General features: G+C 44.1%; 24 protein-coding genes. 12 read left to right on the top strand and 12 right to left on the bottom strand.

The window, feature by feature from the left end:
* Positions 1-59: 59 nt before the first annotated feature.
* The 4 genes from FEN17_RS20695 to FEN17_RS20710 all read right to left on the bottom strand — a co-directional run bounded on the left by FEN17_RS20695 (position 60) and on the right by FEN17_RS20710 (position 2,764).
* The gene (locus FEN17_RS20695; protein WP_138367294.1) at positions 60-719 is read right to left on the bottom strand and encodes a response regulator transcription factor; all 660 of its coding nucleotides are present in this window, start codon (positions 717-719) and stop codon (positions 60-62) included.
* 3 nt (positions 720-722) lie between these two features.
* Positions 723-1,586 carry a sensor histidine kinase gene (locus FEN17_RS20700; RefSeq protein ID WP_138367295.1) on the bottom strand — a complete coding sequence of 288 codons (864 nt, stop codon included), beginning with the start codon at positions 1,584-1,586 and terminating at the stop codon, positions 723-725.
* Positions 1,573-2,196 carry a hypothetical protein gene (locus FEN17_RS20705; protein WP_229208924.1) on the bottom strand — a complete coding sequence of 208 codons (624 nt, stop codon included), beginning with the start codon at positions 2,194-2,196 and terminating at the stop codon, positions 1,573-1,575. The genes FEN17_RS20700 and FEN17_RS20705 overlap by 14 nt, the downstream gene beginning before the upstream one ends.
* Positions 2,197-2,293: 97 nt before the next feature.
* Positions 2,294-2,764, bottom strand: coding sequence for a hypothetical protein (locus FEN17_RS20710; RefSeq protein WP_229208925.1), 471 nt, complete (start codon positions 2,762-2,764; stop codon positions 2,294-2,296).
* Positions 2,765-3,150: 386 nt separating this feature from the next.
* On the opposite strand from FEN17_RS20710, the gene FEN17_RS20715 reads away from it, so the two are divergent.
* The 3 genes from FEN17_RS20715 to FEN17_RS20725 all read left to right on the top strand — a co-directional run bounded on the left by FEN17_RS20715 (position 3,151) and on the right by FEN17_RS20725 (position 4,704).
* Positions 3,151-3,426: an Rdx family protein gene (locus FEN17_RS20715; protein WP_138367297.1), complete on the top strand. Its 276-nt coding sequence runs from the start codon at positions 3,151-3,153 to the stop codon at positions 3,424-3,426.
* Positions 3,427-3,676: 250 nt separating this feature from the next.
* Positions 3,677-4,099, top strand: a complete 423-nt coding sequence (locus tag FEN17_RS20720; RefSeq protein WP_138367298.1) for an Hsp20/alpha crystallin family protein — start codon at positions 3,677-3,679, stop codon at positions 4,097-4,099.
* Between the two features lie 269 nt (positions 4,100-4,368).
* Positions 4,369-4,704, top strand: coding sequence for a hypothetical protein (locus FEN17_RS20725; protein ID WP_138367299.1), 336 nt, complete (start codon positions 4,369-4,371; stop codon positions 4,702-4,704).
* 63 nt (positions 4,705-4,767) lie between these two features.
* On the opposite strand, the gene metG is transcribed toward FEN17_RS20725, so the two are convergent.
* Positions 4,768-6,843 (bottom strand): methionine--tRNA ligase, encoded by a 2,076-nt coding sequence (gene metG, locus FEN17_RS20730; protein WP_138367300.1) that lies wholly within the window; start codon positions 6,841-6,843, stop codon positions 4,768-4,770.
* A gap of 162 nt (positions 6,844-7,005) precedes the next feature.
* Here metG and FEN17_RS20735 point away from each other — a divergent pair, with 162 nt between their 5' ends.
* The 5 genes from FEN17_RS20735 to FEN17_RS20750 all read left to right on the top strand — a co-directional run bounded on the left by FEN17_RS20735 (position 7,006) and on the right by FEN17_RS20750 (position 11,045).
* Positions 7,006-7,164 (top strand): helix-turn-helix domain-containing protein, encoded by a 159-nt coding sequence (locus tag FEN17_RS20735; RefSeq protein WP_138367301.1) that lies wholly within the window; start codon positions 7,006-7,008, stop codon positions 7,162-7,164.
* A gap of 130 nt (positions 7,165-7,294) precedes the next feature.
* Positions 7,295-7,591: a hypothetical protein gene (locus FEN17_RS27535; RefSeq protein WP_205748181.1), complete on the top strand. Its 297-nt coding sequence runs from the start codon at positions 7,295-7,297 to the stop codon at positions 7,589-7,591.
* A 45-nt stretch (positions 7,592-7,636) separates the two neighbouring features.
* Positions 7,637-8,449 (top strand): hypothetical protein, encoded by an 813-nt coding sequence (locus FEN17_RS20740; protein ID WP_138367302.1) that lies wholly within the window; start codon positions 7,637-7,639, stop codon positions 8,447-8,449.
* A gap of 112 nt (positions 8,450-8,561) precedes the next feature.
* A complete protein-coding gene (locus tag FEN17_RS20745) occupies positions 8,562-9,566 on the top strand; it encodes an NAD-dependent epimerase/dehydratase family protein (RefSeq protein WP_138367303.1) in 1,005 nt (334 codons plus the stop codon).
* A 72-nt stretch (positions 9,567-9,638) separates the two neighbouring features.
* Positions 9,639-11,045: a tetratricopeptide repeat protein gene (locus FEN17_RS20750; RefSeq protein ID WP_138367304.1), complete on the top strand. Its 1,407-nt coding sequence runs from the start codon at positions 9,639-9,641 to the stop codon at positions 11,043-11,045.
* Here FEN17_RS20750 and FEN17_RS20755 read toward each other — a convergent pair whose 3' ends face one another.
* On the bottom strand, positions 11,046-12,164 hold the full coding sequence (locus FEN17_RS20755; RefSeq protein ID WP_138367305.1) for a glycosyltransferase family 4 protein: 1,119 nt from the start codon (positions 12,162-12,164) through the stop codon (positions 11,046-11,048).
* Positions 12,165-12,251: 87 nt separating this feature from the next.
* Between FEN17_RS20755 and FEN17_RS20760 the strand changes: the two genes are divergently transcribed.
* Positions 12,252-13,544, top strand: a complete 1,293-nt coding sequence (locus tag FEN17_RS20760) for a M16 family metallopeptidase (RefSeq protein ID WP_138367306.1) — start codon at positions 12,252-12,254, stop codon at positions 13,542-13,544.
* A gap of 5 nt (positions 13,545-13,549) precedes the next feature.
* Entirely contained in the window at positions 13,550-14,470 is a 921-nt protein-coding gene (locus FEN17_RS20765; protein ID WP_138367307.1) for a glycoside hydrolase family protein, read from the top strand.
* 6 nt (positions 14,471-14,476) lie between these two features.
* Here FEN17_RS20765 and FEN17_RS20770 read toward each other — a convergent pair whose 3' ends face one another.
* Entirely contained in the window at positions 14,477-15,733 is a 1,257-nt protein-coding gene (locus FEN17_RS20770; RefSeq protein ID WP_138367308.1) for a M16 family metallopeptidase, read from the bottom strand.
* A gap of 131 nt (positions 15,734-15,864) precedes the next feature.
* On the opposite strand from FEN17_RS20770, the gene FEN17_RS20775 reads away from it, so the two are divergent.
* Positions 15,865-16,980: a tetratricopeptide repeat protein gene (locus FEN17_RS20775; RefSeq protein ID WP_138367309.1), complete on the top strand. Its 1,116-nt coding sequence runs from the start codon at positions 15,865-15,867 to the stop codon at positions 16,978-16,980.
* 3 nt (positions 16,981-16,983) lie between these two features.
* Here the strand turns inward: FEN17_RS20775 and FEN17_RS20780 are convergent, their stop codons facing one another.
* The 5 genes from FEN17_RS20780 to FEN17_RS20800 all read right to left on the bottom strand — a co-directional run bounded on the left by FEN17_RS20780 (position 16,984) and on the right by FEN17_RS20800 (position 20,514).
* Positions 16,984-18,114, bottom strand: coding sequence for an amidohydrolase family protein (locus tag FEN17_RS20780; RefSeq protein WP_138367310.1), 1,131 nt, complete (start codon positions 18,112-18,114; stop codon positions 16,984-16,986).
* 30 nt (positions 18,115-18,144) lie between these two features.
* Positions 18,145-18,645, bottom strand: coding sequence for a 2-C-methyl-D-erythritol 2,4-cyclodiphosphate synthase (gene ispF / locus FEN17_RS20785; RefSeq protein ID WP_138367311.1), 501 nt, complete (start codon positions 18,643-18,645; stop codon positions 18,145-18,147).
* A 45-nt stretch (positions 18,646-18,690) separates the two neighbouring features.
* Positions 18,691-19,410: a hypothetical protein gene (locus FEN17_RS20790; protein ID WP_138367312.1), complete on the bottom strand. Its 720-nt coding sequence runs from the start codon at positions 19,408-19,410 to the stop codon at positions 18,691-18,693.
* A 177-nt stretch (positions 19,411-19,587) separates the two neighbouring features.
* Entirely contained in the window at positions 19,588-20,040 is a 453-nt protein-coding gene (locus FEN17_RS20795) for a hypothetical protein (RefSeq protein ID WP_229208926.1), read from the bottom strand.
* 12 nt (positions 20,041-20,052) lie between these two features.
* The gene (locus FEN17_RS20800) at positions 20,053-20,514 is read right to left on the bottom strand and encodes an RNA polymerase sigma factor (protein WP_138367313.1); all 462 of its coding nucleotides are present in this window, start codon (positions 20,512-20,514) and stop codon (positions 20,053-20,055) included.
* A gap of 239 nt (positions 20,515-20,753) precedes the next feature.
* Between FEN17_RS20800 and FEN17_RS20805 the strand changes: the two genes are divergently transcribed.
* On the top strand, positions 20,754-21,410 hold the full coding sequence (locus FEN17_RS20805) for an HAD family hydrolase (RefSeq protein WP_138367314.1): 657 nt from the start codon (positions 20,754-20,756) through the stop codon (positions 21,408-21,410).
* Positions 21,411-21,412: the final 2 nt, after the last annotated feature.

Here is a 21,412-nt window from a genome sequence, read left to right on the forward strand (position 1 = left end):
TTCTTCGGGAAATATACTATAAAATCCTGCTATTTGCAGTTTCTGGCCCGGATGACAGCCTAGTTCAGCAGCTGATTTTTGTAGGCAAATGCGACGGCGGCGGCAGTACTTTTAGTCCCGGTTTTTTCTAAAACCCTTAACCGATGCCCTTCAACTGTCCTGACACTGATAAAAAGCTTGTCACCGATTTCAGTTGTGGAAAGCCCGTCGCAAATGAGTTGCAGCACTTCTTTCTCGCGGGTGGACAAGGCCACATTACAGGCATTTGGGAAAAAAGGATGTTTGTTCACCTGGCGATTCACCATTTTGCGGTGCATCGCCTTGGAAACGAAATCATTATAATAAAAACCGTCTTCGTCCACCCGGCGGATCGCTTTTTCAACTTCGTCAGGGCTGGTATCTTTCAGCAGATAACCCTGCACACCTTTTTCGAGCATGTGAATTACGAAGCGGTCTTCATTGTACATAGAAACGACAATGACCTTGATGTTGGGAAATTTGTCAAATGCAGCTTCCGTGGCCTGGATACCATCCATGACGGGCATTTGCAGGTCCATAAACACAATATCCGGTGTGTTTGCCGGGAGACGGTCCAGCAGTTCCTGCCCGTTGGCGGCTTCAAGCACAAATTCGAAATCCGGAATGCCGCTCAGCATAGAGATAAACCCTTTTCTGAAAAGCTCGTGATCGTCGGCGATTCCAAGTTTTAGAGTTTTCATAATTTAAATATTCACGCGTTCTCTGCGGAATGGGTGCAAAGGTTCAGGTTTGTTTTCGGGAATTGGCATAACCGGGATTTGCGCAAATGCGCTGGAACCTCCGGACGACGGTCGCTCATATTGCATGGTACCGTTCACGATAGACAGACGGCTTTCAATGCCTAGCAGGCCAAGACCTGCAAGATTGTTTTCCTTGATCTTCTCGGGATCGAAACCGACACCATTATCGGTGACTCTCAGACCGATAAACTGGTCATCCACTTCCAATGATATATCGATTTTGGAGCAGCTTGCGTGCTTAATCGCATTATTTACCAGCTCCTGCATAATGCGGTAGAGGGTTAGTTCGAGCTTCTGGCCCTGGCGTGGAAATTCTTCGGTGTTCGAATGAAAGGAAATTACCAGGTTATTATCCTCTTCAAGCTTGTTGATAAATTCTTCGATGGCTTCCATCAATCCGAATCTTTCCAGAGTAGTTGGAACAAGGTCTCGGGTGATGCGGCGGACGTGCAGTATGGTTTCTTCCACCAGCGACTGCGACTTTTTCATAATCAGGTCCTGCTTGTCATCGCCGATTTTACTGACCAGCTTATTGAGCTGGTTGAGGCTTAACTTGGTAAGTGACAGCATGGTTCCAATGTCGTCATGCAAATCCTGCGCTATCCTTCTTCTTTCGGTCTCTTCTGAATTGAGGGCCGTATCGAGCAGCAGGCGGTTGTAGTTTTTCTCGATGTCATTGATCTTCTTCTCCTCCTCAAACCTTCGTTTCTGGTAGTACATCACAAAGGAGATCATGCAGAACGCCATGGTCAGCATTGCGAGGGAGGCAATGAGTAAAGCCCATTTTAATTCCTCACTGTTTTGCATAATCTTTCAGGGGGAAATAATAAATGCCAACACTAAAAAGCACGGCGCAAAGTATCTCAAATATAAAAGGTATAGTGCGGATTATTCCCAGATCGATTGAATTGTTCCAGGTTGCGGTATAATGCAAAACCGGTGCAATAAATATGAGACTGGAAAAATAGAGTAACAGGCCAGAGCAAACCCAGAAAAACGGAAAAGTCAGCAGATTGGGTATTTGCAGTGATTTGATAATCTCATAAAAATACAACAAAATAATTGCGATAATTAACACGCCCTGGACAGTCATCGAATATAAAACTGCGCGGTGATTATGCATATCGTTCAGCTCTGAATTCGAGTGGAAAATATCCCAGATAGTAAATGCCGCAAATCCGACCATCGTAAATGTCAGCAGCCTCTTATAACTCTGCGAATTGATCTTGTAATAGAACATCCCGCTTAACAAAGCATAGAAAAGTGGGATGCTGAGATTATAAAATATCAGATTATTTCTGTGCAATGATGCCGAGTGAAGCATAATCAGGTCGATGACCAATTTCGCGAACAGGTAGAAAAGAAGCAGTTTGAAGGACGGATCCAGATAAGCTTTCCTGACTACAAGTAAAATCAACGGCAATAGTGTGATGAAAACGGCAATACTTGGAATGGGTTTTCTGACTATAAAAGCTATGTATATTTCAGACATAGTGTGTGGGATTACAGCATTTCTAACAATCGCTAGGGCAAAGTGGCCCGCCCCGCATTACTTCTTTTTGAGCAGGCATATCTTTCATGCCACCTGATCCTTTTCCAGTTTCCTGATCGTCATCCAGTAAAGCGCCTAGCTGAGCGCTGTGGGTCAGATCATTTCCCTGTGCGTCGACCGGAACGAGGATCAATCGGGGAGTGGCTTTTTTACGATCGGCCTTACCTTTAATCTGATCCATATCATCTTCATCAACGACTCCGTAATAAGCCCTGAACCCCACACAATTGTCACCATGCTGGTCTATCAATTGGTTGAATGTATGGATTCCAAAAAATTCTGCACGAACGAAATTTTCACCACGTTCGCGGCAATCTTTCTCCTTTTTTCTGTGCGGACTAGTGAGCTGCAATGCATCTTTTGCGGAAACGAGTGCCCCTTCTTGGCCTGTAAATTTTGCAGGGTTCATAAAAATTTTATAAGGAATTGACAAAAAAACGAATATATGTAAATGTAGCCAGTGTCCTTTTTAACAGCAAGCAGCTTTTGTTTGTTTTGATTAAACGGTTTTAAGTAACTGCTTGTTAATCAGTACACTTTATTTTACAGCAAAGATAAACGCGTAATATTACGCACCAAATCGGGCAGTATCACGGAGGGCACAATGTAATGCTACTTAATCAAAAAATCAGGGATTTTCACGCTAATATTACCTGCGTCGGCCATATACATTTGTAAAGCGTTAGGGAAGACTCGCAGAGCTTTCTCATTAAGATTAAAAGGGTTAGGTTAACACATGAAAGCCGTGGGAGTTTCTTCTGCGGCTTTTTGATTTATAAGGCATATTTGTCACTTTCGACATTTAACTTTTTAAAATTTATGAAACCCACCATCACCATAGAATACTGCCCGAAATGCGGCTGGTTGCTGCGCTCAGCCTGGATGGCGCAGGAGCTGCTGACCACTTTTTCCGACGACCTTCACGCAGTTGCACTGATACCTTCGGAAGTGAGCGGCCGCTATACGATAAAACTCAATGAAGAGCTGATCTGGGACCGGAAAAGGGAAGGACATTTCCCTGATGCAAAAGAACTTAAACAGAAAATCCGGGACGTGATCGCACCTGATCGCAACCTCGGACATAATGATCGCTAGTTGCCAGGAAATGTTGTAGTAAGACATAATGTCTTGAATCGAAACCCGATACTGTAATTTTGTCGCTATTATTCCAGTTACGGATTATTTGGTTTTTGAAATAAAAATGAAAATGGGTTAATATGTTGCCAATCAACTATTTAACCAAAGTTACAGCCGTCTGATTTTCAGAATTTTTCCCTCGCTCCGATCTTTGGCACACAGTTTTTCGTTAATGAAATAAAACTTGTGAACCTAAAACGCGATAGCTATGGAAAGCAAACTGAAAATCCCACAGGAAATGTTGATGAACATTGATTTCATTAACACAGTCAATGGTGGAATGAGTGAGCCCGCTATAAAGCTTGACAAAGGGTCGGAGGGTTTTGAAGTAGTTGTGAAAATTCCTGGTATCGAGGTTGAGGATCTGCAATTAGAAGTGGTTAAGGGAAAGAGAAATACCAATAATCTTAAACTTTTCCATTTGTTACCAATATTTTCACAAGCAAACCTTTCCGAAGAAGAGCAGTGGAAAACAGTTCGTTTCATTAATACATTTGTAATTCCTGACGGTGTGGATGTGGAAAACATCTCCGCCAAGTACGACGATACGCTTCGTCATCTGGTACTTTTTCTGCCCTACGGAAACGAGCAGGGAGACTTCCACAGAAAGGTGGAAATCGAACGCTGGTAGAAAATCAGAATTTGGATCTAATTAAGTCGCCTGGCAGTTATCACTGTCGGGCTTTTTTATTTAATATTTTTTTAATTGGATATGCTAAAATATTAACTATGGCCTTTTTAGCGTCCAAACATCGATTTCTGTTTGCCGTTATTTGAATTGTATCCTTCTAATAGATTATATTAAGATATGGTAAAGATTTGAAAAACTAGGAAAAAATCGAGGTGTATCTCCTTATCTTCGATTCGATATTTATAAATTACCCTTCCAAACTCAACGTTATGAAAAAATCTAATATTTTCGCTTACATCGAATTGACTAAGCTTGTAGATGAGCTTAAGACGTCTCCGGAGTCAGCCTCTGTTAAGCAAAAACTCAAATCCCAATCGGCCTATTTTAACATTATTGAGCCGAGATATTTTTCCGATGGACTGGTAGGTGAGTGGGAAAACATTCTGAGCGTAATCAAACAAAAAGGCGCGAAAGTGAATGAGGAAGGGAAGGTTATTTCAAATGCCGTGAGCAATACAATCGACCAGCTTGAAGAAAAAGAATGTCAGGCGCTGGTAGATAAAATCAAGGTAGTTTACGCCAAAGTCCAGCAAGAATTTCAATAATATAAAACGCCCCAACATTTGATTATGACCAAAGGTTGGGGCGAACTTTTATCCTCAGTTTGCCTAACTGACGGTTCCTCCGTTCCACACTTCTTTTCCCGGCTGCACAAACGCAAGGCTTCCGTCCCGGTCCTCCGCCATCAGTATCATTCCGTGACTTTCCATACCCATCATTTTACGGGGAGCAAGGTTTGCCAGATAGAGCACCTTATTTCCGATAATGTCCTCAGCTTTAAAATGTTCTGAAATTCCACTCAGGACGGTTCTCTGCTCTGAACCAATATCCACCAGCAGTTTTAATAACTTCTTACTTTTTGGAACATTCTCGGCCGCAAGGATCGTCGCTACCCGAATATCCATTTTCGAGAAATCGTCAAATTGAATTTCCGTTTTAATTGGCAATACGGTTTTTCCTTCCAGCTCATTCATTCTTTTTGCCTCGTGTAATTTCTCAATTTGTTTTTCAATCAGCTGATCTTCAATCTTTTCAAAAAGCAAACTTGCCTCTAAAATAGGCTGACCGGCTGAAAGTAAATCTGCTCTTCCGGCATTTTTCCACAAAGGTTTATCCAGACCAAATTGTTCACAAATCTTCGCCGATGTAAAAGGCAGCACAGGCTCAGCAACGATGGCCAGTGACGCCGAAATTTGCAGCGCAATGTTCAAAATCGTATTAACCCGCTCAGGATCTGTTTTAATGACGTGCCAGGGTTGGGTATCAGCCAGATACTTGTTTCCTAACCTCGCCAAATCCATCGTCAGCGTCAAAGCCTCCCGAAAACGATAATTTTCAATTACTTCTCCAATCCTGCCCGGAAATGCCTGTAATTCAGTTAAAACTTGTTGGTCAATGTTCAATAATTCACCCGCAGCCGGCACGCGTCCTCCGCAAAATTTATGCGTCAAAACGACCGCGCGGTTAATGAAATTCCCAAAAATACCTACCAGCTCGCTGTTATTGCGGGTTTGGAAATCTTTCCAGGTAAATTCGCTATCCTTCGTTTCAGGGCCGTTTGCAGTGAGTACATATCTCAAAACATCCTGTTTGCCAGGCAATTCTTCCAGATATTCATGCAGCCACACCGCCCAGTTTCTGGACGTCGAGATTTTATCACCTTCCAGGTTCATAAATTCATTGGCGGGAACATTGTCAGGAAGTATATAATGTCCTTCCGCCATCAGCATCGCCGGAAAAATGATGCAGTGAAATACAATGTTGTCTTTTCCTATAAAATGTACCAGTTTGGTTTCACCTTCCGCCGGATCATTTTCAGGCTGCCACCATTTTTTCCAGCCTTCATCCGTCCCATTTTGCTGGGTAAGCCAGTCTTTCGTCGCAGAAATGTATCCGATCGGCGCTTCAAACCAGACATATAACACCTTGCCCTCGGTGTCGGCTACCGGCACTTTGATGCCCCAGTCCAGGTCACGCGTCATCGCCCGCGGTTTCAAACCATCTTTCAGCCAGGATTGGCATTGCCCGAAAACGTTTGTTTTCCACTCCGTGTGGCTGTTGACATAATTTTCAATTTGCGGCTGCATTTTATCCAGCGGCAGGTACCAGTTTTTGGTCACTCTCAAAACCGGCTTCGCACCCGACAAGGTTGAGCGCGGATCTTTAAGTTCGAGCGGACTTAATGTGGACCCGCAGCGCTCACATTGATCACCATAGGCATTCGGGTTGGCGCAAACCGGGCACGTACCGACGATGTAGCGATCAGCCAGAAATTGCTGCGCCGTTTCATCATAATACTGCTCCGTAGTTTCTTCCACAAAAACATTTTTATCATAAAGCTCCCTGAAAATTTCCTGGGAAGTCTCGTGATGCACCAGTCGGCTCGTGCGGGAATAAATGTCAAATGAAACCCCGAGATCCTTGAATGCCTGGTCAATTTGCGCGTAATATTTGTCGACAACCTGCTGCGGAGTCAAGCCTTCTTTTTTTGCGCGGATGGTGATGGGTACCCCGTGCTCATCGGTACCGCTGATAAATGCAACTTCTTTCTCATTCGAGCGCAGGTAACGGACGTAAATATCCGCAGGTATATAGCAGCCGGCCAGGTGACCAATATGAATAGGTCCGTTGGCATAAATCAGCGCGGCTGTAACAGTGTATCTTTTAGGATTCGTGATGGGCATTAGTTAAAATAAGTAGTAACAAGAGGTAAAATTAGCAAAAAGCCCCGCAGTAAGTGTTGCTCACGCGGTTAATTTACGCTGAGCGTAATAGTGTGAAACGGTTTTTGGTTTGAACTTAAATTTGATATACTTGTGATCGTAATATTTACACACTACTCTCCCATGAAAGAACAATTTAAGACGCGCCAGCAGCTGGCGGATGAGCTAGGAGTCTCTCCCAAAACACTTTACAGAAAGCTAAAAGTTCTTCAAATCGAGATCCCGCGAGGATTGATACCCCCGAAATTATACGCTGAGATTCTGGAAAGAATCTGCAACTAATCCGCCTGTCCAACTTTGTCCAGTTTTGTCCGATTTTGTCCAATTATTGCTATTGGATGGAAGATGTATTTGGGGGAATTTTGCATTGCTGCAGCAGGAAATTTTCAGTCAAACCAAAATTTAAATGACTATGAAGAGTTTGAAAACTTTTGCTTGCTTTTCGATTATAACGCTGTCTTTGACGGTATCTGTGTTTGGACTCAAGCCCTGTAAAAACTTCGATACTGTTACAAGCTCATTTGGTGGAGTCTGTGCCGAAGCAACTACTGAATGGATGTCGAGTTCAAATAACTGTTGTGCGCCTTCAAGTGGCTCAGCGATGGTTACACAAATTTATTTCGACTCAGGTGGAAAAATAATATTCACCGAAATTTCCTACATACCGATCGGACAAGCCCAGAGTGAGATGGGATGCGGAGCGGTTTAGCCAGATATATCAATTTTACCACACTTAACTTTTTTCAAAATGAAAATGAAAAACGCATTCTTAGCTGTGCTTTCGGCCTTGCTTTGCATTGCTTGTAATCCTGGCAGTGACGACCAGCCAGAAAGAAAGGACGGATTAATACCTATTACAAAAGCCTCGGAAACAAATCTTTTTCCAACATTGCCAGGTTACGAGAGTAGGAAGGAAATGGAGGCGATCCGGAAGAACGGAGATCTTACATTATTATTCCGATCAGAAAACGAGCTTTATCAAAAAGTGCAGGAAATTTTTGATTTCACAATCCATCCTAAGAATGAGGGAATTGAAATAGAACGAAAGAAGGCGCAAGCTGGCTACCGGAAATTCATCGAAACTTATAAGGATGAGAGAATAATGTTAAGTCAGTTTAGAAATCAGTACGCGAAAAGGCTTTTACTAGACTATAAAATCATGAACTCGGATAGGTATCAGGACCTGCAATTTTATACCAATGAGCTAATTGAGTCGCATCTGGGCAATTATGATCTTATCTTGAAATGTCTCTCAAAGTTGGAGGGAAATATTGACAAAGAGCAATTTGCGAAGCTAGTACAAGACACACATTTACAGATGAATGAAAGTGTCGAAAATGAAAAGTTGCTTAAAGTAGCGATCGCGGATATGATAAGGCAGAAAGAGGCCGAAGCGAGAGAGGAACAAAAATTAATCGAAAATGGTGGGACTGGAAATAAACCCAGAAAGAAATTAATGTTATCGTTGCTTAAACACAATCAGCAGAACGATAGATCAAAGCTTCTGGAAGGTTATCTGACGGTGATTAAAAAATTTGAAGATTCTTTGTCGGTTTCCAAAGTGTAATCAAAAAGAACAAGCGAAGCATTTTCCGATCCCTTTCATTTCTGGAAGGGATCTTTTTGTGTACTGACTTTTCAATCACGAACTTTGGTACCGACATTTTGTTCTAAATCTTATGAAGATTCTTATAACCGGTGCCACTGGCCTGGTCGGCAGTGCAGTTGCGAGGCGGTTTTTGTCTGATCAGCATGAAGTATTTGCGCTGGTGCGTCCGGATTCGGATCGTAGCCTGCTGGCGGATGTTGCGTCGAAGATTGCTTGGGTTGAGGGGGATATTCTCGATATATGTTCACTGGAAACTGCGATTCAAAATGTTGATTTTGTGGTACATACCGCCGCGGTAGTGTCTTTTATTCCAAAAGACCGCAAGCAGATGTTTAAGGTCAATGTGGAGGGTACCGCCAATGTGGTGAATGTTTGCCTGAAATATCCGGGCAAAAAGCTTTGTCACGTCAGCAGCATTGCAGCATTAGGCCGGCCCGATCCTCGGAAGCTGGTAGCTGGCGAAATTACGATCCTGGACGAAGACCAGCGCTGGGAAGATTCCCCGGAAAATTCGGAGTATGCAAAAACGAAACACCTGGCAGAACTAGAAGTGTGGCGCGGGACCTCGGAAGGACTTAATGCCGTGATCGTCAATCCGACATTGATTTTGGGTGAAGGCGACTGGGAAAAAAGCAGTACGCAGATTTTTAAATATGTGTACCGGGAAAAACCATTTTACACGGAAGGTATTGCCAATTATGTGGATGTCAGGGATGTAGCGGAGGTTGTATATCGTTTGTTGGGCTCTGATATTTCCGGGGAGCGATTTCTCCTGAATGCGGGAAGTATTTCTTATCAGAATTTGTTTAACCTGATAGCGACGGCCATGCACAAGAAAAAACCCTGGTTGAAGGTAAGTCCAGGACTTGCGGACGTTATCTGGCGTATCGAGGCGGTGAGGACATTTTTAGCCGGAACAAAACCTTTGATTACCAAAGAAACAGCCCAGTCCGCAGCCAGAAAAATCAGCTATCGTAATGATAAAATCAAAAAATTTCTTGATTTTGACTTCCAGCCGATTGAAAAAACGGTGGCCCGCGTCAGCGAAAGTTTGGTAAGTAAGAGTTTGAAATAAGAGAAATATTTTTATAACTTTCTTTCATTATCAAGTGGTGTGCTGGCCGTCAATTCTAACCTAGCAGTTTGTATGATGGAGAAAAATTTTGGGGAAAGAAAGGATTATATGAAAGAGACATTGCTCAGGTTTGAAAGAATGTTAAAAACCAGCGAGCCGGTCTTTTTTGATTTAGATACCTACGAAAAAGTAACGGTTCACTACATAGAAAAGGGAGATTGGGAAAAAGCCTTCAAGGCGTGTGAGTTGGGACTGTCGGACTACCCTTATTCACTTGATCTTCTGCTAAATATGGTTCAGCTCCACTCCAACCGGGGCGAACATGAACAGGCTCAGGAAATTCTGGAAAGGGCCTCTCTTTTCCATCCGGGCGACATTGAAATTTCGTTTATGCAGGTGGGTATTTCCAACATGATGGGCGAGTATGAAGAGGCGATCGAGCTGCTGGAAAATCTGCTTACGCGGGTGGAGGATAAAGATGAAATTTACTTCCAGATCGGGCAGACGTACCAGAATTGGGGCAAGTATGAGGATGCGATCAAATTCTACAAAAAATCGCTGCGCAATAACCTGAATAACGAAAGTGCATTGTACGAGTTGGCACATTGCCTCGACCTGGTCGGGCAGCTGGAAAGCCACCTCGATTACTATAATGAGCTGGTCGACCGCGACCCGTTTTCACATCATGCCTGGTACAATCTCGGCATTGCATTCAGCAAGCTGGAACGGCATGAAGATGCTGTGAATGCTTATGAGTATGCGACGCTGGTTAAAGATGATTTTGCATCGGCTTTTTTCCAGTTGGGTAATGCCTACATGAACCTGGAACAATATGAACAGGCCAAAGATCAATATCTGCGGGCGATCGAGTTGGAAGGCGAGCAGCCCGAAACTTGCTGCTGCCTGGGTACTTGTTTTGAAAAACTGGGCGAGTACGAAACGGCGATCAAATATTACCGCCAAACCGTGAAACTGGATAACCAGTGGGACGATGGCTGGTATGGTATGGGAATCTGTTTCAGTGAGTTGGGGCGCTGGTATGAGGCGGTTGGTTTTCTCAGAAAAGCGATCCAGATCACCGAATTAAATCCTGATTACTGGCTGGCTTTGGCCGAAACAGAATTCAAAGTCGGCAATGTTATTTCAGCATTTGAAGCTTTTGAAAAAGCAGCGGAAATAGAGCCTTCGAATCCGGATATCTGGCTGAAGTGGTCGCATGTTTTATTTGAACAAGGAAATTACGCGAGGGCATGTGATCTTTTGCAGGCTGCGATAGATGAAATGCCGGAAGAAGCGGACTTATATTACAGAATGGCGGTATACCAAATCCACGGCGGCGATTACCGCGAGGCGCTGATTAATCTTGAAGTTGCGCTGACATTGGATTATGATGCCCATGTTCAGCTCTTTGATTTCTTTCCGGATCTGGAAAAACAAAAAGCACTTTTTCGGATCATTGAGCAGTACCGCGAAAAGTAACTAGCTGATTTGTTGATATAAATTCACTAGCTGCCGGGCAATGTTACTTCCTGCAAATTGCTGAATGTGAACTTGTCCTGCATCCACCAGAGATTTTCTCAAACTGACATCAGTAACCAATTTTTGTAATTGGCTGCTGATGTCTTCTGTTTTAAAAGGATCAGCATAGAGCCCGCCGGGGCCACCTGCTTCTTCCAGGCAAGAACCTTTTGCGGATAAAACCGGCGTACCGCTATGCAATGCTTCAAGGATTGGAATGCCAAAACCCTCATAAATAGAGATGTAGGCAGCAATTTCAGCGGATTGATACAATGCTGGCAAATGCGCAGTTGGAACATTTTCCAGAATCAAAACCTGATTTTCCAGCTTGTATTTTTGAATGCTATTCCTGATTTTTTGAATGTATGGTGTCGTTTTTCCAACTAAAATCAGTTTAAAATCATGCGACTTCAAACCAGCAAATGCTTCCACGAGTCGGTGCTGATTTTTACGCTCTTCCAATGTTCCTACACTCAGAATGTAAGGCGTATTGATTTGATAATGATCCAGGATTTTTTGCCTTTCTGAAATGTCGATCTGCTGTTTAAAAACAGGGCTGCAATCCTGGTAAATAACTTTTATCTTATCATTTTCAATCTGATACAACTCAATTAAATCACGTTTCGTCTGCTCGCTAACGGCGATAACTGTGTCAGAATGTTGGCAGGCGGATTTGAATTTGTGCCTGTAAATAAGCCGGTCGATGGGTTTGTAATGTTGCGGAAGTCTTTCAAAAATTAAATCATGAATGGTTACTACGGATTTAATGTTAGCGCGGCCCAAACCTTGCGGAAGTTCGTTGCTCAATCCGTGAAAGACGTCAATTTTTTCGCTTTTTAACTGGCTCGTAATGGAAGCGTAGCGCCAGTAGGCGGAGAGTTTTTTATCCAAAAAGTTTTCCGGGAACCGTATCGCATTTTTTGGAAAATCCGGGAAAAGATTCTGGTTGTTCTTGGGTGTAAAGGCCAGATAATCATGCTTTTTCTCGAAGGTATTCAGCGCATTCAGAATAAATCGGCTATAATTTCCGAGACCGGTTTTATTGGCGAAAGCCCGCTTGGCATCAAATCCAATACGCATAGGCATTGTGCAAGGTTTACGAGCAAAAGTCCGTATTTTTGTGGATACCACCGAAAATTATTGGCCGGTATTTTGTGTTAATCAGGAATGAAGAGAAACAACATTCGTAAGCGGGGAAACCCGAAATCCACCTCAATTTCAAATACAGAAGATTATCAGATACATACGCTGGCCAATGGTATCCGAATTGCCCACAAGCAGGTACCGTACACCCAGATTTCACATTGCGGCATTATGCTCGATATCGGCAGCCGCGATGAACTGCCGCATCAGCAGGGTTTAGCGCATTTTTGGGAGCACATGGCCTTCAAAGGCACCGAAAAGCGGAGTTCTTACCATATCATCAACCGCCTCGAAAATGTGGGTGGCGAGCTGAATGCTTATACCACGAAGGAAAAAATCTGTTTCCACGCGTCGGTTTTGGATGATCATTTTGAAAAGGCGATGGACTTGCTCGCCGACATTACATTTCACTCGGTTTTTCCTGACAAACAGATTGAGCGTGAGCGAAATGTGATTCTAGAAGAAATGTCAATGTACGTCGATTCGCCGGAAGATGCGATCCAGGATGATTTTGATCAGCTCGTTTTTCCTGATCATGCACTGGGCAACAACATTCTGGGAACCGCAGAAACGGTCAATTCTTTTGGCCGCGAACATTTATTTGAATTTATCAACGAAAACATTGATACCGAGCGGATTGTCGTTTCGTCGGTCGGTCGTCTACCATTTTCCAAGATCATTAAAGTTGCTGAAAAATACCTGGGCGATATCCCGGCAAAATCAACTTCCCGCAAGCGAATAGCCCCTTTGACCTATATTCCAGTAAATCAACAGAAGGAACGCTCGATCCAGCAGGCGCAATGTGCGATGGGTCAGCCAGCCTATTCCTTGCTCGACGATCGCCGGTTGCCGTTTTTTATGCTCGTAAATCTTTTGGGCGGGCCGGGCATGAATTCGAAGTTTAATTTATCGCTGAGAGAAAAATATGGCTTTGTGTATTCTATTGAAGGAAATTACACGCCTTACCTGGATATCGGTTTCATGGGAATTTTCTTTGGAACCGAACAAAAGCAGCTGAATAAAAGCATTGCATTGATCCATAAAGAGCTGCGGAAAGTGCGCGAAGTGCCGCTTTCAAACTTGCAACTGCACCAAACCAAAGTGCAGCTAATGGGCCAGCTGGCGATGTCGGAGGAGAGCAATATGAGTTTTATGCTCATGATGGCGAAAAGTTTACTGGATACCGGCAGGGTGGATTCCCTTCCTGAGATTTTTAGTGAAATAGAGCAGATCACCTCCGGACAGTTGCAAGAAATCGCGCAGGAGCTCTTTAATGAACAGAATTTTAGTTATCTCACATTTTTACCAGAAGATTAAACCCGATGAAACATTCGTTGCTGCTCATTTTACTAAGCCTGATTATCATTTCCTGCAACAGGCCGAATCAGAAAGAGCAAGTCAACGAATTTCCCAAAGAACTCGTCAGTTTTAAACCTTATAAAGCCAATCCCATTTTCGCAGGAACCGGCGATTCTACGGTTTGGGATGAGAAAATCAGGGAGCGGGGCTACATTCTCCGGGAAGACAGCACGTATTATTTGTGGTACACCGGGTATACAGAGAAAACCGGCGACAGCATTAAATACCTCGGTCTGGCCACTTCAAAAGACGGTTTTAGCTGGAAAAGATATTCGGAAAAGCCGATCCATACCTCGCTCTGGATCGAAGATATATCGGTGATCAAAAACGACAGCACTTACTATATGTTCGCTGAAAGCCGGGGCGATACCTCACATTTGCTGACCTCTACGGACAAAATCAACTGGAAAGATCAGGGGCCGCTGGATATCAGACTGACAACCGGCTACCCCATCGAAAAAGGTGCTTTCGGTACGCCAGCAATCTGGAAAGAGAATGGCACCTGGTACCTGTTTTACGAAAGGGGCGATTTGGGTGTGTGGCTCGCAACTTCCCAAACATTGAAACAGTGGACAAATGTGCAGGACGAGCCGGTTTTGAAAATGGGTCCGGAAAAATATGACCAGTTTGCCGTCGCAATGAACCAGATTATCAAGTACAATGGTCTGTACTACGGTTATTATCACGCGTCCGCATTCAAAGATTGGCACGAGTGGTCGACCAATATTGCGGTTTCCAAGGATTTGATCCACTGGAAAAAATACGAGAAAAACCCGATTTTAGGGAATGATAAGTCGAGCGGTATTTCTGTCAATGACGGCTCGCAGCTTCGGTTTTACACCATGCATCCGGAAGTAAATGTTTATCTCCTGGGCGCTAAATAAGGTTTTTTAAACCAATGCTGCCGCTTTGTTCTCTGCGCGGTAATATAAGGTAGATCCATTTTCTGGACGCAGGATTTCCTTCGCAGCATTGTGAATGTCCTGATTAGTAATGCCCCTGATAATTTCCGCATCGCTATTTGCCCAATCCACATTACCGGCATTGGCTGCAAATGCCAGGTTCATAGCCCGGTTTAAAAGTTCCACTTCCGAAAATGCCAGCGAGGCTTCCGACTGGTTTTTAACTTTGTCCACCTCTTCATCCGAAGCGCCGGTTTCCATGATTTCCTGCAAAATTTCCTTCACCGCTTCGTCTGCCTCTTCCAGTTTTACACCCGGGTTCAAATTTCCTTTGATCATCAGCAAACCGGGATCCAGCGAAGAAGTAATGCTCGCGCTGATACCGTTGAAAAGCGCTCGTTCTTTCAAAAGTCGCTGGTAAAGTCTCGAAGATTTTCCTCTTCCCAAAACATCGCTCAGCAAATCACCTGCATAAAAACCATCTTCATATCGGCCCGGCATGTGAAAAACTTTGATCAAAGAATCCAGCGGCACGGAGGCGGAAGTTTCAATGTGCCTGGCTTCGGTTTGCCGCAACTCTTTCGGGACATTTCTGACATAAGCCGGACCCGACGGAATCCCGCCAAACCATTTTTCGGCCAGTTCCTGCACTTTTTCAAATGTGACCGCGCCAGCTACCACCATTACAGCATTATTGGGGCGGTAAAAACGGAAGAAAAAATCCTGTACATCGTTCATCGTAGCGCGTTCAATGTGCTCGATGTCTTTTCCGATCGTAGCCCAGCGGTAGGGGTGGGATTTATAAGCAAGAGGCCGCAATTTGAGCCACATATCGCCGTAAGGCTGATTTAAATAACGTTGTTTGAATTCTTCAATCACCACTTTTCGCTGCACTTCCAGCACATTCGGGTCGAAAGATAGGCTCAGCATCCGATCGGATTCCAGCCAGAAAGCGGTCTCCACGTTGTCGGCAGGCAGGGTAATGTAGTAATTCGTAATGTCGGGCGAAGTGAATGCATTATTCTCGCCACCCACGTTCTGGACGGGAATGTCGTAGCTCGGGATATTTTTGGAACCGCCAAACATCAGATGCTCAAACAGGTGGGCAAAGCCGGTACGTTCTTCGTCCTCATCCCGCGAGCCAACATTGTACAGAATGTTGACAGCCGCCATCGGTGTCGAAAAATCCTCGTGAACAAATACCTTCAGGCCGTTAGCCAACATAAACTGCTTGTATCGAATCATATCTATCGTAAATCGTTATTTGGGCCAAAATAAAACCCCGCGCAGAAACCAAAAACTGAAAATGCCGTTATAAACAAAGCTACTGTTCAGTTGGGATACCACCAAACCATTTTGAGTTAATAGTCTTGGCCATGCAAAATACGTTACGCTTGCTTTTTTTGTTCTTTTCAATCCTCTCGTTTTCAAGTTCAAAAGCCCAGTTACTGAATGATCCTGCTTCGTTAAAGAACGTTCAGAATACCTTGGATAAAATCTATAATTACGAGTTCGACGAAGCTGAGCAGATCATGGGCCAGGTTGAGAAAAAGTACCCCAATCACCCCGTTTCGTACATTCTGGAATCTTTTATCCTTTACTGGAAGTATCTGCCGATCAAAGACAATCCTGCAAAATCCAAAGAATATATCCAGAAGCTCGACCTCTGCCTTGAAGCGATCAATAAGAAATTTGGCAAAAATAGCCTTGATCCCGAGGCGGTTTTTTACACGATGGTAGCACGGGGATACATGGCGATGATTTACAATTATCGGGGTGAAATGCTGAATGCGGCCGGGGAGGGGAAAAAGGCGTATAATGCTTTTGTAGAAGGCTTAAAACTGATCAATAAAAATCCGGAATTCTACTTCACTTCCGGGATGTATAATTACTATGTCGAGGTATATCCCGAAGAACACCCGATCGTGAAACCGCTGCTGGTTTTCTTTAAAAGCGGAGATAAAGCATTGGGCTTGAAGCAGATCGATAATGCTACGAAAGTGGGCACGATCACAAAGGCGGAAGCTTGCTACTACATTTCGCACATTTATCTCAAATATGAAATGAAGCCCGAAAAGGCGGTTTTCTATATGGATAAGCTGGTCGATTTGTATCCAAAAAACCCGATTTATTTGATGAAAAGCACGGAAGCTCTGGTTTTGTCGGGCAAATACGAACCTGCCGAGAAAGGGATTGTCGGCCTAAAAAAGATCACGACGGGTTTCTACCCAATTGCCACGCACACTTTCCAGGGAATTGTGGAAGAAAAAAGCGGAAAAAATGACGCCGCGGCCCAAAAGGAATATTTGCTGGCGCTGAAAATCCCTCACGATGACCAGTATACCAAGGAATATCATGCGCTGGCCTACGCCGGACTTGCCAGAATCGCGGCGCGTGCGGGTAACAAAAACAAGGCCAAAGATTATTACAAGAAATGCCTGGATAAGGCTGAGTACCGGTCGGTTATTAAGGAAGCGAAAGCATTCAAATGATCACTATTTTGGGAAAAGGCTCTTGTCCAATCCAGGAATGATCTTCAAAGCATTTTTATAATAGAGTTTTTTCAAAACCTCATCAGAGAGCCCCATACCATACATTCGCCAGAATGCATGGTATTTTTTGTGATAGGGGAAATATTCATCTTCGGTCTCTAAAACCCGGAAGTAGGTAGCATACTCGGAAGGAACCCAGCTGTCTTTTCCAAAAAGCACCCGATCCTGGTATTTATCAAAAAACTTCTTCGCAGTACGCGGCTGCCTGCCCAATTCTGCAATCACCGCGCCGATCTCCACATACATATTCGGGAAAACGACCATCAGGCTGTCCAACTTTTTCAGGTTGTTGGGGTACCAGCCCATGTGCGCATTGATGAATGTGGTTTTGGGATTCATTTTAAAAATGTGGTGCTGCTCTGCAATCAGCGAATCAAACGGGATTTCATCCTTACCTCTCTTGCGTCCCGGATGCGTTTTCAGTTCAAGCCAGCGCTCGTTGTAGCGGTCCATCGGGTCCCAGAATGAAGGCACGTCGGCGGTATGTATCAAAACCGGAATGCCCAGCTCGCCGCATTTTTGCCAGACCGGCTGCAACCGGGCATCACTGACCGGCACACGGTTTCCCTTGTCATCCCTGATGCCGCTAAAACCCAAATTTTTATAAATCTTCAAGCCTTTCGCGCCCATTTTTACATCCTCTTCCAGCTGCTTCACCGCTCTTGCCGTCCAGTCTTTTTCACCGAAGCCTTTGAATTGAATGTTGGTAAAAACGGCGATACGTTTCGGCTCATTCTTGGCAACATTTTCAAGCGAGCCCTTTAATGTTGCCGTACCTTCACTCCACTCCTGCGACCAACCCCTACCGCTCAAATTCACCATGATCCCCATGTTCAGGCTATCCATTTGCGCCACCAGTTCTTTGAGATTTTGGGTCGGCATTTGGTATTGGTGATTGTGGACGTCGATAAATGGAAACTTCGCCCTTTTGAGCCGATGCTCGGCGACTTTTAATGTTGAAATCGGATCATATTCTTCAAAACCAAGCGGCTGGGTCACCTGTGAAGGTTCCTGCGCCCGGCAGCCGATGGAAAGGATTGTGAGGAATGTCGCGAAGAGTAATGGTTTTTTCATGGAATGTTGTGCAGGGATTTAGGTAGTGTTTTATTTCAAATCGAAATGGTCTTTTTTGTAAATCAGCGCCACGCAATGTGCGGCTATCCCTTCCTCCCGGCCCACAAATCCCAAATGCTCGGAAGTAGTTGCTTTAATTGAAATATCTTCTTCCGAAATGCCGCTTACCTCCGCCAGGCATGTTTTCATCGCCGGAATGTGCGGGTTGAGTTTCGGGTTTTGCAGCACCACCGTCACATCCACATTCCCGACTTCAAAACCTTTTTCACGGATCATCTCAAGCACTTTTGCCAATAAAACCTTGCTATCGACGCCTTTCCACCGCGGGTCTTTATCCGAAAAATGATAACCAATATTCCGAAGATTCGCCGCGCCCAGCAAGGCATCGCACATGACGTGACATACAACATCCGCATCCGAGTGACCTTTGGCGCCGTGAGTGTGCGGGATCAAAATTCCGCCAAGCCAAAACGGCCGGCCTTCAACCAACTGGTGAACATCGTAGCCCTGGCCTACGCGAAAAGGGAACATATAAGGGGTTTTTAAATTTAGAGGAACGTTGATTTTTGGATGATACTAACGATTCTTTAAGACATTGATGTCTTCTTTGGTGACATTAATATCTTGCTGCATGCCATCCATGCGAGCTTCCATCCTGTCAAACCGATTCATCATTGCTTCAAACAAATTGTTGAGACCTTCTTTGGTAGACACTTCTTCCTTCTTGGCCAAACCAACAAGGTCCTCTTTCTTAGCAAAGCCAATGAGGTCTTCTTTACTGGCCAAACCAACCAGGTCCTCTTTCTTAGCAAAGTCAATGAGGTCTTTTTTACTGGCCAAACCAACAACGTCCTCTTTTTTAGCAAAGCCAACGAGGTCTTCTTTACTGGCCAAACCAACAAGGTCCTCTTTCTTAGCAAAGCCAATGAGGTCTTCTTTACTGGCCAAACCAACAAGGTCCTCTTTCTTAGCAAAGTCAATGAGGTCTTCTTTACTGGCCAAACCAGCAAGGTCCTCTTTCTTAGCAAAGCCAATAAGGTCCTCTTTCTGAGCAAAGCCAACTAGATCCGCCTTCGTTGCCAGACCAACTAAGTCCTCCTTTGTTGCCATCGTTTCCTTGATCATTTCGATGTCGGAGGAATTTCGTCTTACAACCTTGGTGAGATCTAACATGCTCGCAGTGAGCTTGCTCTGATTAGCCGCGAAGTTTTCCTGATTTGCAGCTACGCTGTCCAGCTTCATCAAAGCTTCCGCCATCAACTCTTCCAGGTTACTTATTCTTTCTTTGTCCTTCATTTTTATAGTGGTTTTAAACAAATATAATGATTCTTACTAACCTATACGGACCGATCTGGCTTTGGTAACGGGGCGAAATCGAAAATTTTTTTACGAAGATTTTAACGGTATTACCTGAAAATACAAAAGCCGGAATGTCTTGCGACGTCCCGGCTTTTGGCAAATATTTATATTGTTTTACTTAATGTGCTCTATCTGAGTTTTCAGCCTTTGAAGTTCCTCCTGCTGACTTACGGATTTGAAGTAAAAATAAAGTCCTGCGATGAGGAAAATCTTTGATAAAATAAAAACAGCGATAAATGCCGGCCGCCAGTTTTTGTGAACTTTGATATGCGTATCATTTACCTCGACATTGAGATATTGGCTATCACTGGTTTTGTCGTCAAACTGATGCTTTTCTTTTTTCTCCCGCTGGCTCCGTAACTCGATCAGCTCGCGTACTACAGCAGGTGGCATTACTGCATCTTCCGCAAAATAACCTCTCATATCTGCTTCAAGATCAGCCACGTAAGTTTCAAGTTCACGGTCAACCAGCATCATTTGTCTAACCTGCTCCTGCTCCTCCCGATTCGTAAACCCCATTACGTGAGCTTCTAAAATCCCACTTTCAATAAATTCCTGCGTTCTCAATGTGCGTATTGGTTAGAGATTTCTGTAAGATTTGAAAAATTCATGGAAGCTGCGAAGTACCTCCGATTTGGTAATGTTGAGCTTTCCTGCAACCTCATCGGGCGTAAATCCCTGACGGAACGCAAGATCAAAAATAGCCTGGGGCGATGTTGAATCCAAAGAGGCCGAAAAGTCCTCGTCCACAGGCACCAATGCATTCAGCTTCCGCTTTGCTTCCACCGCTTTTGCCCTCGCCAGCTTGATCACGCAAACCGCAAACGAAAAAGGATAACTGTTGCACGATTGTAATTGTGGTGATGAAAATACATTGACCAAAACCTCCTGTGCTAAATGCGGCTGCGGAATGATCTGTAAAATGATACCGTACGCCATCGCTCCGAACTGATCATAAACTTCAACCGAGTTCAGGTTCTTGTTTTTTTTAGCAACGGCCTCGTTTCCGCTTCCATTGTTAATCCGTTCTAACTCATTCATACACTACAATTAATTAAACAAATTCTGATGGGGTAAGGGTGTCAATCGCGATTCCCGCAATTTTCGGGGCAGTGAAGTAGTAAAATTCGAATGCTGCTATGGTAAATTTAATACAATAACAATGCAAATTCCTATAATAGGTAAAAAAGTTACATAGTCTTGTAAGATTAGATGTACCCATGCAGACAAATCTAAACCGTTTGTGTGAGGGAAGCTATTTCAATGTTTAGTTTTACAAAATGAAAAATGATATCGCTGTAATTTTCGATATGGATGGGGTGATCTGTCATACCAATCCGTACCATTCCAGGGCTTTCCGGGAGTTTTTTTCAAGAAGAAACCTTGCTCCGACGGATGAAGATTTTGCCCAGCACATGTTTGGAAAAAGCAATAGCTACATCCTGAGCCACTTTTTGAACCGGGTAGTGGAAGGCGAAGAACTTTTGCTGCTGGAAGATGAAAAGGAAAGTCTTTTCCGTGAAATCTATGAGCCGTACGTTGAGCCGATTGCAGGCATTGTGCCCTTTATGCAGGATTTGTACGAAAATGGTGTAAAACTCGGCGTCGCTACTTCGGCACCACTTTTAAATTTGGAACTGATCCTCAGTAAAGTGCCGATTAAAGACTGGCTAGGCTCCATCCTTGCCAGTGAAAATGTTAAAAAGCATAAACCAGATCCCGAAGTTTACCTTACCTCAGCGGCCAATCTCGGTTTGGAGCCGGCACAATGTGTCGTTTTTGAAGATTCATTTTCAGGCGTAACCGCCGGGCTGAATGCCGGAATGCGGGTGGTAGGCGTGCTCAGTTCACATACCAAAGAAGAACTTCCTCCCTGCAACCTTTATGTAAACGATTACAAGGAGTTGAGTTACCAAAAGATTTTGGAGCTTTTTTAAAC

It is taken from the genome of Dyadobacter luticola, assembly GCF_005860805.1.
GTDB lineage: Bacteria > Bacteroidota > Bacteroidia > Cytophagales > Spirosomataceae > Dyadobacter > Dyadobacter luticola.

Excerpts from the sequence above, each read along its gene's own strand:
- FEN17_RS20695 (WP_138367294.1), bottom strand. The coding sequence starts at position 719 with ATGAAAACTCTAAAACTTGGAATCGCCGACGATCACGAGCTTTTCAGA.
- FEN17_RS20700 (WP_138367295.1), bottom strand. The coding sequence starts at position 1,586 with ATGCAAAACAGTGAGGAATTAAAATGGGCTTTACTCATTGCCTCCCTC.
- FEN17_RS20715 (WP_138367297.1), top strand. The coding sequence starts at position 3,151 with ATGAAACCCACCATCACCATAGAATACTGCCCGAAATGCGGCTGGTTG.
- FEN17_RS20720 (WP_138367298.1), top strand. The coding sequence starts at position 3,677 with ATGGAAAGCAAACTGAAAATCCCACAGGAAATGTTGATGAACATTGAT.
- FEN17_RS20725 (WP_138367299.1), top strand. The coding sequence starts at position 4,369 with ATGAAAAAATCTAATATTTTCGCTTACATCGAATTGACTAAGCTTGTA.
- metG (WP_138367300.1), bottom strand. The coding sequence starts at position 6,843 with ATGCCCATCACGAATCCTAAAAGATACACTGTTACAGCCGCGCTGATT.
- FEN17_RS20735 (WP_138367301.1), top strand. The coding sequence starts at position 7,006 with ATGAAAGAACAATTTAAGACGCGCCAGCAGCTGGCGGATGAGCTAGGA.
- FEN17_RS27535 (WP_205748181.1), top strand. The coding sequence starts at position 7,295 with ATGAAGAGTTTGAAAACTTTTGCTTGCTTTTCGATTATAACGCTGTCT.
- FEN17_RS20740 (WP_138367302.1), top strand. The coding sequence starts at position 7,637 with ATGAAAAACGCATTCTTAGCTGTGCTTTCGGCCTTGCTTTGCATTGCT.
- FEN17_RS20745 (WP_138367303.1), top strand. The coding sequence starts at position 8,562 with ATGAAGATTCTTATAACCGGTGCCACTGGCCTGGTCGGCAGTGCAGTT.
- FEN17_RS20750 (WP_138367304.1), top strand. The coding sequence starts at position 9,639 with ATGATGGAGAAAAATTTTGGGGAAAGAAAGGATTATATGAAAGAGACA.
- FEN17_RS20755 (WP_138367305.1), bottom strand. The coding sequence starts at position 12,164 with ATGCGTATTGGATTTGATGCCAAGCGGGCTTTCGCCAATAAAACCGGT.
- FEN17_RS20760 (WP_138367306.1), top strand. The coding sequence starts at position 12,252 with ATGAAGAGAAACAACATTCGTAAGCGGGGAAACCCGAAATCCACCTCA.
- FEN17_RS20765 (WP_138367307.1), top strand. The coding sequence starts at position 13,550 with ATGAAACATTCGTTGCTGCTCATTTTACTAAGCCTGATTATCATTTCC.
- FEN17_RS20770 (WP_138367308.1), bottom strand. The coding sequence starts at position 15,733 with ATGATTCGATACAAGCAGTTTATGTTGGCTAACGGCCTGAAGGTATTT.
- FEN17_RS20775 (WP_138367309.1), top strand. The coding sequence starts at position 15,865 with ATGCAAAATACGTTACGCTTGCTTTTTTTGTTCTTTTCAATCCTCTCG.
- FEN17_RS20780 (WP_138367310.1), bottom strand. The coding sequence starts at position 18,114 with ATGAAAAAACCATTACTCTTCGCGACATTCCTCACAATCCTTTCCATC.
- ispF (WP_138367311.1), bottom strand. The coding sequence starts at position 18,645 with ATGTTCCCTTTTCGCGTAGGCCAGGGCTACGATGTTCACCAGTTGGTT.
- FEN17_RS20790 (WP_138367312.1), bottom strand. The coding sequence starts at position 19,410 with ATGAAGGACAAAGAAAGAATAAGTAACCTGGAAGAGTTGATGGCGGAA.
- FEN17_RS20800 (WP_138367313.1), bottom strand. The coding sequence starts at position 20,514 with ATGAATGAGTTAGAACGGATTAACAATGGAAGCGGAAACGAGGCCGTT.
- FEN17_RS20805 (WP_138367314.1), top strand. The coding sequence starts at position 20,754 with ATGAAAAATGATATCGCTGTAATTTTCGATATGGATGGGGTGATCTGT.